The 14,589-nt window shown below is 40.3% G+C and carries 9 protein-coding genes; all 9 read right to left on the reverse strand.

Annotated features, from left to right (window positions below):
• Window positions 1-17 precede the first annotated feature (17 nt).
• Window positions 18-3,158 carry an efflux RND transporter permease subunit gene (locus FCS21_RS08480; protein ID WP_138622380.1) on the reverse strand — a complete coding sequence of 1,047 codons (3,141 nt, stop codon included), beginning with the start codon at window positions 3,156-3,158 and terminating at the stop codon, window positions 18-20.
• The gene (locus FCS21_RS08485) at window positions 3,158-4,837 is read right to left on the reverse strand and encodes an efflux RND transporter periplasmic adaptor subunit (RefSeq protein ID WP_138622382.1); all 1,680 of its coding nucleotides are present in this window, start codon (window positions 4,835-4,837) and stop codon (window positions 3,158-3,160) included. The genes FCS21_RS08480 and FCS21_RS08485 overlap by 1 nt, the downstream gene beginning before the upstream one ends.
• Window positions 4,837-6,327 carry a TolC family protein gene (locus FCS21_RS08490; protein ID WP_138622384.1) on the reverse strand — a complete coding sequence of 497 codons (1,491 nt, stop codon included), beginning with the start codon at window positions 6,325-6,327 and terminating at the stop codon, window positions 4,837-4,839. The genes FCS21_RS08485 and FCS21_RS08490 overlap by 1 nt, the downstream gene beginning before the upstream one ends.
• Window positions 6,328-6,663: 336 nt before the next feature.
• Entirely contained in the window at window positions 6,664-7,038 is a 375-nt protein-coding gene (locus FCS21_RS08495; RefSeq protein WP_138622386.1) for a CopL family metal-binding regulatory protein, read from the reverse strand.
• 211 nt (window positions 7,039-7,249) lie between these two features.
• Window positions 7,250-8,818, reverse strand: a complete 1,569-nt coding sequence (ilvA, locus tag FCS21_RS08500) for a threonine ammonia-lyase, biosynthetic (protein ID WP_138622388.1) — start codon at window positions 8,816-8,818, stop codon at window positions 7,250-7,252.
• Window positions 8,819-9,046: 228 nt separating this feature from the next.
• Complete coding sequence (ilvD, locus tag FCS21_RS08505; protein WP_138622390.1) at window positions 9,047-10,906, reverse strand: dihydroxy-acid dehydratase; 1,860 nt, start codon at window positions 10,904-10,906, stop codon at window positions 9,047-9,049.
• 237 nt (window positions 10,907-11,143) lie between these two features.
• Window positions 11,144-12,070 carry a branched-chain amino acid transaminase gene (locus tag FCS21_RS08510; protein ID WP_138622392.1) on the reverse strand — a complete coding sequence of 309 codons (927 nt, stop codon included), beginning with the start codon at window positions 12,068-12,070 and terminating at the stop codon, window positions 11,144-11,146.
• Between the two features lie 112 nt (window positions 12,071-12,182).
• On the reverse strand, window positions 12,183-12,440 hold the full coding sequence (gene ilvM / locus FCS21_RS08515; protein ID WP_138622394.1) for an acetolactate synthase 2 small subunit: 258 nt from the start codon (window positions 12,438-12,440) through the stop codon (window positions 12,183-12,185).
• Between the two features lies 1 nt (window position 12,441).
• Complete coding sequence (gene ilvG, locus FCS21_RS08520; RefSeq protein WP_138622396.1) at window positions 12,442-14,106, reverse strand: acetolactate synthase 2 catalytic subunit; 1,665 nt, start codon at window positions 14,104-14,106, stop codon at window positions 12,442-12,444.
• Window positions 14,107-14,589: the final 483 nt, after the last annotated feature.

Genomic DNA, 14,589 nt, shown 5'->3' on the forward strand with positions numbered 1-14,589 from the left:
TATTCTCTTGAGCATTATTATTTTAATTTAGCAGAGCGCCACAAATAATATAGCGTAGGTAACACCAGTAATGTTAATAATATAGCACTTACCATACCCCCTACCATAGGAGCAGCTATCCTACTCATAATTTCTGAGCCAGTACCTGAAGCATACAATATCGGCAGTAAACCGACAATCACGGTACCGCCGGTCATCATGATGGGTCTTATTCTTAAACCAGCGCCTTCAAGTACCGCCTGTAAAACCTCCGCTTTAGTGGTCTTTTTATTTTGCGTAGCATTTTCAGTTAATAAGGCTTGATAGGCTTGGTTCAAGTAAACTAACATGATAACGCCAATTTCGACAGCAACACCGGCTAGGGCAATAAAACCAACACCTACAGCCACTGAAAAATTAAAGTCTTGTAAGTAAATTAGCCAAACGCTACCCACCATAGCGAGTGGTAAGGTGCCTAAAATCATTACGACTTCAATAACATTACGAAAACTTAAATATAATAATACAATAATAATGGCTAAGGTTAAGGGTACAACATAGGTTAATTTAGCTTTGGCGCGTTGCATGTATTCATACTGACCCGCCCAAGTAATTGAATACCCTGTTGGTAGTATTAATTCCTTATCGAGTATTGTTTGCGCATGGGCTACGTAGCTGTTTACATCAATGCCTTTAGCATCCGTTAAATCAATGTAAGCCCAGCCAGTTAAGCGGGCATTTTCTGATTTAATACCAGCAGGGCCATCCTCAATAAATATATTGGCAACATCTCCTAATGAAATCCGTTGGCCGCTAGGCGTAACGATAGGTAATTGTGTAAGCTGCTCGGGTGAGTCTCGGTAATCTTGCGGGTAACGTAAATTTACTGGGTAGCGCTCTAAGCCTTCTACTGTGTTGGTGATATTCATACCGCCAATAGCACTAGCAACGACTTGTTGAATATCACTTATATTTAATCCGTAACGGGCGGCTTTAGCTCGTTGAATATCAACCTTGATATAACGACCGCCAGCAACACGCTCTGAATAGACTGATGCGGTACCGGGAACATTAACTAAAATACTTTCAAGTTGTTGGCCAATGTCTTGGATAGTCTCTAGTTTTGGTCCTGATATTTTAATGCCAACGGGCGTCTTTATGCCGGTAGCGAGCATATCAATACGGGTTTTTATCGGCATAACCCAGGCATTAGTGATACCAGGGAATTTGACTAAGGCATCAAGATCTTTTTTCAAGCTAGCGATAGTGACACCTTCGCGCCACTCACTTTTAGGCTTAAATTGAATAAAGGTTTCTATCATAGTTAAGGGAGCCGGATCGGTCGCTGTTTCTGCACGACCCACTTTGCCAAAAACAGTTTTTACTTCGGGTATGGTTTTAATTAACTTGTCTGTTTGCTGTAATAACTGTCTTGCTTGACCAATAGAAATACCAGGGTAGGTCGTTGGCATATACATTAGGTCACCCTCGTCAAGTGGCGGAATAAATTCACTACCTATTTTATCTAAGGGATATAAGCCAATGATAAGCACTACCACAGCGGTAGCTAAAGTCATTTTGGGAAAATGTAATACGGTTTTGAGAGCGGGCATATATAAACGAGTTAACAGCTTGTTGACCGGATTTTTATGTTCTGCCAGTACTTTACCACGAATAAAATAACCCATTAATACCGGCACTAAGGTAATGGCTAATGCTGCTGCGGCTGCCATAGCATAAGTTTTAGTATAAGCCAGTGGTGAAAACATCCGCCCCTCTTGTGCTTCAAGAGTAAACACAGGAACAAAGCTGACGGTAATAATAAGTAAACTAAAGAATAATGCCGGGCCGACTTCACAGGCAGAGTCTATCACTACTTGCCAACGTTTTGCGTTTGATAATGGTTCATTTTCGGGTAAGCGCTCCATGTGCTTGTGCATGTTTTCAATCATCACAATAGCGCCATCAACCATAGCGCCAATAGCGATAGCAATACCGCCAAGCGACATGATATTGGCATTTAAGCCTTGTGCATGCATCACAATAAATGCCGTTAAAATACCAACGGGGATACTAATAATGACCACCAAGGAAGAACGTAAATGAAACAGAAAAATAACGCAAACTAACGCCACAACGGCAAACTCTTCTAATAGCTTGACCGCCAAGTTACTTACCGCGCGTTCAATTAACGCAGAGCGGTCATACACGGTGACCAGTTCGACGCCATCAGGCAGGCCTTTTTTTAACTGTTCGAGTTTGGTTTTTACCCGGTTAATGACTTGCTGAGCATTTTCGCCAAAACGCATTACTACAATACCACCAACGGTTTCACCTTCACCGTTAAGCTCGGCAATACCTCGGCGCATTTGTGGACCAGTGCTTATGTGAGCAACATCTTTAAGCAATAAAGGCGTGCCATTGTTATTAAGTCCTAAGGGAATATTTTCAAGATCGTCGAGCCCTTTTAAATAACCGGTAGCACGCACCATATACTCAGCTTCGGCCATTTCTACTACAGAAGCACCAATTTCTTGGTTGCCTTGTTTAATAGCGGTTTGAATAAGCGATAACGGAATACCAAAAGCGCGTAGTTTGTCAGGATTCACCTGTACTTGGTATTGTTTAACCATACCGCCAAGTGGAGCGACTTCTGAGACCCCTTTTACCGTTTGCAATTCATATTTTAAAAACCAATCTTGTAAGCTACGTAATTGGCTTAAATCATGTTGTCCGCTTTTGTCGATTAACGCATAAAGGTAAACCCAACCAACACCGGTAGCATCAGGACCTAATTGTGGCTTTGCCTCACTAGGTAAGTTGGCGGAAACCTGACTTAAATACTCTAATACACGAGAGCGAGCCCAATAAAGATCGGTATCTTCTTCAAAAATAACATAAACATACGAATCACCAAAAAACGAAAAACCACGCACAGTGACAGCGCCTGGTACTGATAACATGGCGGTTGTAAGCGGATAAGTGACTTGGTCTTGAACCACTTGTGGCGCTTGTCCTGGGTAGCTCGTTTTGATAATAACTTGTACGTCAGATAAATCAGGCAGGGCATCAACAGGGGTATTTTTTATTGCATACAAGCCAGTCCCTACTAAGATCATGGTCGCTAATATCACCAAAAAACGGTTGCCGACCGACCAACGAATAATGGCAGCTATCATTATTTCTCTCCCTGATGCATGTTATGGCTCATGTCATCGTTCATATTTGTACTCATGTCAGTATTGGCGTTATGTGAAGTACCGTGAGAGTCATCATGTAAAGAGTCATGTGACATACCTTGCTCCATCACCATGGCGTTAACAATAATAAATTCGCCGTTATGAATCTCGAAAGTAAACATCAGATAAGCATCAACAGTAAAAAGTGTTATATCGACAGCTTCACTGACAATAAAGTCAACACTGGCAGCGGCGCGATCCCACTTGGCAATAGCCTCACGGTCGATAGTGACCATGCGATGATCAGTCATCACCGCAGTAACCGTACCATGGACAGTGGCTGAGTCAACTTCATTTTTTTGGGGGCTAGCATGGGCATTTTCTTTCGGGGTTTGCTCAACCGCCATACGCTTAAAATCTGAGTTTTTACTTGATTCTGAATCAAGTAAAAACTGGGCAGAGCTTACCACTTTTTCACCCGCAGAAAGACCTGACAGTATTTCAATATTATGATCATCAAAACGACCAATTTGCACCGCAACAGATTTAAAATAACCATCGCCGAGCGCTAACACGACTCGGTTTTGGTGACCCGTGCGAATAACTGCTTCTTTAGGTATTTGTAAAACAGGTTCTTGGTTACTATCCGTGGCAATGGTAATTTGCGCAAACATGTTTGGTCGTAGCTTATGGTCTGTATTATCAAAATGTAATCGAACAATACCGGTTCTGGTTATTGGGTCTAGCATCGGGTGTATATGCTCAACGCTACCGCGCCATTGTCTGGCAGGAGAATAATCTAATTGCATGTTGGCGCTATCGCCCATCGCTACTTTAAAAATATCGTGCTCAAAAACTTCAGCTTTTACCCATACTTGTGACAAATCGACTATTGATAATATATTGCTTTCAGGTTTTACGTATAAGCCTACTCTAACCGCTAAGCTTTCAATAACGCCATTTTGTGGTGCGTAAAAAGTGACATTACGTTGTATTTCCCTTGCTTTTTTTAAAGTGTTTATTGCTGATTGCGGGATTTTGAGCGCGATAAGGCGATTTTCAGCCGCGCTAATTAAAGGCTTACTTTTTCTTTCTAAAGCGAGTAGCAATTCCTCTTGAGCATTGACTAATTCGGGCGAGTAAATATCATAAAGTGGTTGACCTTTGGTGACCGGTTCACCAATGGCATTAATATAAAGTTTTTCAATCCAGCCAGTAACCCTTGGATTAATATAGACTAATTTTCTTTCATCATAACTGACATAACCAACAGTTTTTATTGTGCTGTTGAGCGCACTATAAGTCGCTGTTGCTGTACGAACCCCTAAATTGTTAATAACACTTGGCGATATATGAATAGTGCCAACACCTTCATCAATACTATTGTTTTGACTACCATAATAAGGAATTAAGTCCATGCCCATAGGAGATTTTCCAGGTTGGTCACGGCGATAATTAGCATCCATCGGTGCGACCCAATACAGCGGTTTACTTTCATCAGAGCTAGATGTGCTATTAGCCGTATTACCTGTAAGATTATTGTTTAAAGGCTGTACTGGTAATAATTTCAGCACAATCAGGGTGATAATAGCACCAATGAATATGCCTATAGCGATGAAGGTAGCGATACGTGTGTTATTACTTGGTTTGTTGTTATCGTTTTTGTGTGAACTAGTCATTATTTTTCCTCACGTTTAGCAAATGCTTGCTGCTCGTTTATTGAGCTTTTTTTAACGCTGCTTAGGGTATTTTGTGTTGCCAAACGGTTTGCTAAGCTACCGACAAAGAGGTAATTTAGCTCTAAAATTATTTTCTGTTCTTCAACGGTAATGTTTAATTGCTCAATTTCAGCATTGAGCACGGCAATACGAGCTCTTACTACGTCTGAAAAATCACCATTATCATTGGTATAGGCGGTTAATGAAGCTAACGCCTGATTATGTGTTTGTGGCAATAACCTTGTTTGGTAAAGGGTCTGACGATGATGCAGACGCGACAAGCGACCTTGTGCACTGGAGAATGCACCGAGTAACTGGCGTAGTAATAATATTTTTTCTGTTTTAACCGCTTCAGTGGCTGAAATCGCTGATTTTACCGTCATATCTTGACGATTATCAGTAAAGAGTGGTAAATCAAACGTTAGCCCGACAGAGAAAAAATCTGCACGGCTTCTTCCCATAGGATCATCATCGCGATAGCCATAACTAGCAGTAACGCCCCATTCAGGTTTATAAGCTTGCTCAGCTAAGTTAACTCCTGTTTTAGTTGCTAAGATTTTTTTATCCAAAGCCATAACGGCTGGGTGCTGAGCAAAGTAACGCGCGAGCTCATCTACAGATAGCCAGTTAGCGGTAGTGGCTAAGCGTTTATCAGCTAAGTCTTGATAAATTAAAGTTAGCTCTGGTAACTGTGGTGTTAACTTAAGCACGTGAAACTGATTGAATGTGGTGTTGCTTTGTTGAGCGGTATTACTAAGAAAAGCCATTGATAACCATTGTGACAATCGACCTAAATAAGCATTTTTTTGCTGCGCCAAAACATCCAGTCTGTCGTCAAGTTGGGTTAATTCAAGTTGCGCCCTTATTATGTCTTGTTGGCGCGTTTTACCTAATGTTGAAGAATAACTTGCCTGCGCGACACCAACTAATTGCTCGAATAAAGCACGATTTTTTTCTATTAAGGCAATACTCTGTTGTACGCGGTAGGCATCAAGCCACAAACTGCCAACGGTTACGGCAACTTGTGCTTCTCTATCGGCTCGCTGAAACGGGTAAGCTTGACTCTGAATACGCAGTTGCTGATTTTTTATTGATAAACTATCACCACGGGGGAACATTTGCGTAATGCCTACCTTGAGCTGTGTCATACCTTCTTGAGAAAAATCAAAACCATTGGTTGGTAAATTAGCCAGCGCCACTGACATTTTAGGATCAGGTAAGCTAGTAGCGGCGTGACTCATCGCCTCAATAGCTTGTTGTTGGTGCTTGTTACCGTTGAGCCAAGGGTCATTTTTTTGTGCGGTGTTAATGGTGTTATTAAACGACCAAGCTCTGTTGGGATCAGCAGCTGTGCTTATTGCACTATAGAACAATACTCCCGTTAAGATGAGCGTACTGACAACACGAGTAATAGCAATGTTTGCTGTCGCTGTAAAAGAAAATGAAAACATAACTCCCTCCTAGGGGGAATATTTTACCGAATAGCTGATTTACACTAATTACATTAATTACCTGAACATTTTTACCATTTAAAACAATAAGATAAGGTGTTATTTCTTTAATAGTTAACGCTACACGGATGTAGTTTATTAGACAATGTACGAGCACATTGTTCTGAATAACTCGTTATAAAATAAAAGCCTGTATTTGTTTTTTTCCTAGGTATAACGTAGATTACTTAATTAACGAACCTGGTCTTATCAGCGAAATTGCGATAATTTTTTACTGTTTAATGGAGATTTCTGCTACTTGATAAGCAGCAAAATCAAGACGTAATGAGGCCGTAACTAGCTCAGTATTGGTGGTCTATAAAGTGAGGAGGGGGTTTGACTAACAGTTAACACCTTGGTTAATGCTATTTTAGTGGTTGTAGCAAAAATTGGCGTGTAAGTGATTATTGCTGAAAATGCCGAGACGGTAGAGCAACTACTGGTTAAACAGTCACACTCTTGTGCACAGCAATCGTCAGTAGTCATAGCAGCCATATCATGCGCTGAATCGTCAGCTGCCATCATATGGTGTGTGTTACTTGTCGATGGTGCTTTAGTCATTGCTTGCATACTGACCATATTATAAAACATAGACATAGATGCCATTGATTGACCGATAAAGATCAAACAAAATAATAACACCATGGTGGTTTTATTGATAAAAGTAGGCACAAGCAACAGTTAGGTTATATAAAAGACACGTTAATTTTAGCACTATTAAAAACAATATATCAACAGTCCCAATAGTTAGCTGATTTAATTTATTGTTAACAGATGTAAAAATATAATGAACCAATAAACATAGTGTTATTGGTTCATTATATTAAGTAGCGGCAAAGTAACTAAAAAGAAATTAAAAGCTTATTAAAAATCAGTTAAAACATTAATTCAAAAATGTTTGGTAAGCAGGGTTGTCAGTTTCTTCTTGGCATTGATAACCAAGGGTCTCAATATGCTGAAAAAACTCTTCTTGCTGGCTATTGTCAAGATTAAAACCGGCAAGTACCTGTCCAAAGGCTGCGCCATGATTGCGATAATGAAACAAGGTGATATTCCAATGTTCGCCCATCGCGGCTAAAAACGTTTCTAAGGCGCCAGGGTACTCGGGAAATTCAAAACTAAATAAACGCTCATTGTCACTAATATCCGGAGTATTAGGGTTTTTACCACCAATCATGTAGCGAAGATGTAACTTAGCTAATTCATTATCGGTTAAATCCTTTACTTGATAATCTGCGTTTAGTAGTCCTTGCAGTAACTCTTGATGCTCTTGAGCACTACCGCCAAGACGAACACCAACAAACACTTCCGCACTCGCTTTATCTGAATATCGATAATTAAACTCAGTGATCGCGCGGTTGCCTATTGCTTGGCAAAAATTCTTAAAGCTACCTTTTTCTTCAGGGATTGTGACCGCTAAAATAGCTTCTTTTTTCTCGCCTAATTCACAGCGCTCAGATATATAGCGCAAGGTATGAAAATTCATATTCGCGCCAGAGAGAATGGCTGCTAAAGATTCACCACCTTTGCTGGTCATGCAATATTTTTGTAATCCAGCCAAAGAAAGTGCTCCAGCGGGCTCAGCAATAACACGTGTCTGCTCGAAGATGTCTTTGATTGAAGTACAAATTTCATCAGTAGTTACCGTAATGACTTCATCACAATAGTGCTTAATTAAATTAAAGGTATTTTCGCCAATACGTTTTACCGCGACACCATCAGCAAATAAACCTACTTGGGTAAGATCTACCGGCTTGCCGGCGTCAAAGGCCGCTTTTAAACAGGCAGAATCTTCTGCTTCAACACCAATAATTTTAGTTTTTGGGCTAAGTTGCTTTAAATATACCGACATACCCGCGAGTAAACCACCGCCGCCAACAGGAATAAAAACTACATCGGCATGAGGTAATTGCTGTAATAACTCTTTAGCCACTGTGCCTTGACCGACAATAACATCAACATCATCAAAGGGATGAACAAGGGTTTTGCTCTCAGCTTTAGCATACTCAATAGAAGCCGCTTGTGCTTCATTAAAGCTATTACCCACTAGGCGCACTTCACCACCAAAGCGTCGTACATTATCGACTTTAATATCCGGTGTGGTTTTAGGCATAACAATAGTTGCTTTAATCCCCAGTTTTTTTGCCGCAAGCGCTAAGCCTTGTGCATGGTTACCAGCCGATGCTGCAATAACACCGTGAATGCACTGTTCTTCACTAAGGTTATTAAGTTTGTTATAAGCGCCGCGTAACTTAAACGAATGCACGGGTTGTTGATCTTCACGTTTTAAATATATTTGATTATTTAAGCGCGTTGATAATTTAGTTAGGTGTGTTAATTCGGTTTCAACGGCGAGATCATAAATAGGAGCTAACAAAATGCGTCTTAAGTAATCTAATTGTGTGGCTTGTGTTGATTTTTCATCAGCGAGTGGCGCTTGTGTTTCTGTCATGGGATTGCCTAAATTACTTTAAAATATAGTGTTAATACCTAATCTCAGTAAGTAATGAAATGGGTATAACGATGAAATTGTCATCATTGAGGTGGTTTATCTAAGCTCTATTTGCTCTACGGAATAAAAATCAGCTTGCCGATAATAACACCCGGGCATGACACCATCAAACTAATGGCGTTAGCAAGATTGTTTCTTTGCTAACGCCATTTTTATTATGCAAGTCGATTAATCGACTAAACCATCAAGTAATGCACGGTTACGTACCGCACCTTTATCAGCACTTGTTGCTAACATGGCGTAGTTTTTAAGTGCATAGCTAATTGGACGAACACGATCTGCAGGTTTCCAAGCATTTTTGCCTTTGGCTACCATGGCAGCACGACGCGTATCAAGTTCAGCTTCAGATACTTGTAAAGTGATTTCACGCGTAGGAATATCAATATGAATGATATCACCTTGTTCAACTAAAGCGATGGTGCCGCCGTCAGCTGCTTCAGGAGAAACATGACCAATAGATAAGCCAGAAGTACCACCAGAGAAACGACCATCAGTCAATAAAGCACAAGCTTTCCCTAAGCCCATAGACTTTAAGTAAGTGGTTGGGTAAAGCATTTCTTGCATGCCTGGTCCGCCTTTAGGGCCTTCATAGCGAATAACGACTACTTCACCAGCAACAACTTTACCATCAAGAATACCCGCTACCGCATCATCTTGACTTTCAAAAATATGCGCAGGACCTGTAAACACTAGGTTATCGTCACTTACGCCCGCTGTTTTAACAACACAGCCATCTACCGCAATGTTACCAGATAGTACTGCTAAACCACCCTCTAATGAGAATGCATTATCAATGCTACGGATACAGCCATTCGCTCTATCGTCATCTAAGGTATCCCAACGACAATCTTGGCTAAAGGCTTTAGTGGTACGAATGCCAGCAGGTCCAGCACGATAGAATTTTTTAACGTCTTCATCGTCAGTTACTTTGATATCATATTTAGCGATAACATCAGCTAACGTCGTTCCTAATACGTTTGGCACGTCAGTTGTTAGTAAGTTAGCACGGGCTAATTCACCTAAAATTGCAATAACGCCACCGGCGCGATGGACATCTTCCATATGGTATTCAGGTGTCGATGGCGCAACTTTACACAGTTGCGGAACTTCACGTGATAATTTATCCATATCGTCCATGGTGTAATCAATTTCTGCTTCTTGTGCGATAGCCAGTAGATGCAAAATAGTATTGGTTGAGCCACCCATCGCAATGTCTAAACACATAGCGTTAGCGAACGAAGCTTTGTTAGCAATGTTGCGAGGTAGTGCAGAGTCATCATTGTCTTGATAATAACGCTTTGTTAGTTCAACAATTTGTTTGCCGGCATTTAAAAATAAGTCTTTGCGATCAGCATGAGTGGCTAACATTGAACCGTTACCAGGTAGTGCTAAGCCAAGTGCTTCAGCTAAACAGTTCATCGAGTTAGCGGTGAACATACCTGAACATGAGCCACAGGTTGGACAGGCAGAGCGTTCTATTTTATCACTGTCTTCATCACTTACTGTTGGATCTGCGCCTTGGATCATGGCATCAACTAAATCAAGCTTGATGATTTGGTCGCTCAATTTGGTTTTACCGGCTTCCATTGGGCCACCAGAAACAAAAATAACAGGGATGTTTAAGCGCATTGCCGCCATCATCATGCCAGGGGTAATTTTGTCACAGTTAGAAATACAAACCATGGCATCAGCACAATGAGCATTAACCATATACTCTACTGAGTCGGCGATTAAATCACGAGATGGTAAGCTATAAAGCATGCCAGAGTGACCCATAGCAATACCATCATCTACGGCAATGGTATTAAATTCTTTAGCAACGCCGCCAGCTTCTTCAATAGCGCCAGCCACTAATTGTCCCATGTCTTTTAAATGTACATGACCCGGTACAAATTGGGTGAAAGAGTTTACTACAGCAATAATCGGCTTGCCAAAATCGCCGTCTGTCATACCTGTTGCACGCCATAGGGCACGAGCACCGGCCATATTACGGCCTTGAGTAGAAGTTGCTGATCTTAATTTAGGCATGATGTTGGTATCCATTATAAAAGGTGGAAAGATTTTTAATAACTCTTTATAGGCTTATTAAAGATTTAGTAAAATAAATTTTATTTTGAAAAATATTTTAGAGAAGAGCTATAGCGCGGTTAAATACTTTTAAAAATAAAACCTTATTTGATTAATAATTTGCACACTTATATCTTTAGATATGCCTTGAGAGCATAGGCAATATAAGTGTGCTGAAGCTGGAAAGATACGTAACGGTTATGCTACTGGCTCTAACCAACCCCATTTATCTTCCGTAGTGCCATCAAAAATACCAAAGAAAGCATCCTGTAAGGCTTTAGTAATTGGACCACGAGAACCAGTACCGACAGGTAATCCGTCAACCGTTTTAACCGGCACAATTTCAGTCGCTGTACCCGTCATGAAAAATTCATCAGCAATATATAATGCATCACGCGCAATGCTTTCTTCGCGTACTTCATAACCTAAATCAGCAGCTAATGTCATAACTACGTCACGTGTTAATCCAGTTAAAATAGAAGCTGAACTAGGCGGCGTATAGATGACACCTTTACTGACTAAAAATAAGTTTTGTCCTGCACCTTCACTTACTAGGTTATTTACGTCTAACGCAATCCCTTCAGTGTAGCCGTGGCGGTGAGCTTCAGTTGAAATAAGTTGTGAAGATAAATAGTTACCACCTGCTTTTGCGGCAGTAGGCATAGTATTTGGTGCTAGACGATTCCAGCTAGAAACACCCACATCAACGCCATTTTCAATAGCGTCCGCACCTAAATAAGCTTCCCAGCTAAATGCTGCAATCATAGCATCAGCTACAGCATCTAATGGTGGACGTAAACCCATGCCAATATCACCTAAGAAAAATAGAGGGCGTAAGTAAGCTGACTTTAGGTTGTTTTTAACGACGGAGTCTTTACATGCTTGAATAATTTCTTGTTGAGTAAAGGGGATATTCATACGGTAAATTTTTGCCGAATTAAAAAGACGCGCGATATGTTCTTCTAAACGAAAAATACAGGTTCCTTTATGTGTTTCGTAGGCACGAATACCTTCAAAAACTGAAGAGCCGTAGTGTAATGCGTGACTCATGACGTGAACCGTAGCATTTTGCCACGGCATTAATTCACCATTAAACCAAATTAAGTCTGCGTTTACTTTAGCCATTATCTTTTCCTAATTTTGTGCTCTGCGGTAATTGACGTTACTCTACATATGAGTAACGTCAATTAATAGGAGCGAATTTTTATTACACAGCGCTGTTTCAATGCTGTATCTTTTACAGTCTACTATTGTCTACTTTGACACCTTTGATGTCGATCAATTTATTAATTTGATCAACAAGCAAAGTAATAGGGCGCTCGCTACTAACACTCATGGTGATGGTGGCTTCATTGTTACCTGTATTGACTTCAGCATTAATACCGTTAATGAGAAAGCCGCGATAACGAGTTACTTGTAAAATACGCTCTAGTACCACTTGTTTATCATCAGCCATAATGATTAATTGATACTTATTTAGTGTTATAGGCTTCATGTTAAACACCCTCCATCATTTGGTCATTTGCGGTATTTGGCGGAACTAATGGCCAAACATTTTCTGCGGCATCAATTTTTACTTGTAAGAAATAAGGACCGTCATGATCTAACATTTCCTCAACAGCAGCGTTTACTTCACTCTTTTTAGTGATCATTCTTGCTTTAATATCAAATGCTGTTGCTAACATCACAAAATCAGGGTTATCAGACAAATCTGTTTGGCTTAATCGTCCATCAAAGAAAAGATCTTGCCATTGTCGAACCATACCTAATTTAGCATTATCAATTAGCACTACTTTTACGGGGACTTGGTAACGCTTAATAGTCGCTAATTCTTGTACATTCATCATCACTGAACCATCACCAGATACCGCAATAACAGTATCATGAGGACGTGATATTTGTGCGCCAATAGCGGCAGGTAAACCAAATCCCATAGTGCCCATACCCGCACTGGTTAAAAAGTTACTTGGATCATCAAAGCTCATATGTTGCGCTGCCCACATTTGATGTTGGCCAACATCAGTGGTGACGCAAGTATTACTTGGCATAAGATCACTAATGGTTTTTAATACCGCAGGAGCAAAAATATTTTCTCCTGGATGGTCATAGCGCCAAGCAAAATCACGACTCATTTGCTGTAATTTTTGTTGCCAAGCAGCTATGTTTAAATCAGTAACGAGTGACGGTAAGTTCGCTTTTAGGTCGCCTAATATCGCTACGTCAGCAGCACGGCGCTTATTAATTTCAGCGGTATCTATATCAAAATGGATAACTTTTGCATTCGGTGCAAATTCATCAAGCTTGCCAGTTACTCGGTCATCAAAGCGAGCACCAACCACGACTAATAAATCACTTTCTTGTACGGCAATGTTAGCTGTTTTTGTGCCATGCATGCCTAGCATACCCAGATAATTCTCGTTATCTGGGTTAATTGAGCCCAAACCTTTTAAAGTTGAAACACTCGGCATACCGGTTTTTTCTGCAAAATCACGTACTTCTTCTACCGCGTTCGCCATACCAACACCGCCACCTACGTATAAAATAGGTTGTTTAGCTTTATTAAGTAGTTCAAGCGCTTGATTGATATCTGCTAAAGGCAATTGCACTTTGTTCTGTAGGTGAGACAGTTTATCAAAACGTTCGGTAACTTCTGCTAATTGAATATCTTTTGGAATATCAACTAGTACCGGACCTTGACGGCCTTCTAATGCAATTTCAAAGGCTTGATATAATACTCTTTCAAGGTCATCAATATCAGTTACTTGAAAAGAATGTTTAGTACAAGCGAGCGATAAACCAAAAATATCAATTTCTTGGAAAGCATCACTACCCATAGCTGCGGTAGGTACTTGTCCTGTAATGGCAACAACGGGAATAGAATCTGCTAAAGCATCAGCAAGCCCAGTGATCAGGTTAGTTGCACCTGGACCTGAGGTGGCTAAACAAACACCAACCGTGCCAGCAGCGCGTGCATAACCGACAGCAGAAAATGCTGCACCTTGCTCATGACGGCAGAGGAAATGTTTGACATTACTATCGTATAAAGCGTCATAAATTGGCATTATAGCGCCGCCAGGGTAGCCAAAAACGTGTTTAACCCCGTGTTCTTCTAATACTTCAAATAATAATGCGCCGCCTGTTAGCGTTTTACTTTCGGTCATGATGATTCCAAATGTTATTTTGTTAAAATCTATATTTTTAGCGTTTTTACCTTTACACCGTAAAGCCATAAAAATGAGTGGAAAAGGCTAAAAAGAAAACCCTCGGTTCTTGCGAAGCGAGGGTTATAATTTGATTGATTGCTTTTTTTTAGCTCAACAAAACCCTCGAGATGATTTAATAATCACCACGACGAGAAGGTTAATAATGATTGAGTTAAATGATTGCATTTTATCTCTTTGCTTGTGTTTTTTTGGTACATTCTTTTGCCAACTGAGTGTTAGTTTTACCTACTCAGTATCGTTTCCTTATTAAATTAGTACCATAGCTCTAATCCTATATGCAAGTTTTTTTGTTAGAGTTTTTTTGTTTATTAACGCATCATAGGGAATAAACTGATGTCAAATTCATCGGTATGAAATTGCTTAATCAAAGTAATATTTATTGAACTACACTAAAAAAAGGTTACCAATAAAATGGAATTT

Source organism: Colwellia ponticola (assembly GCF_005885605.1).
Taxonomy (GTDB): Bacteria; Pseudomonadota; Gammaproteobacteria; order Enterobacterales; family Alteromonadaceae; genus Colwellia; species Colwellia ponticola.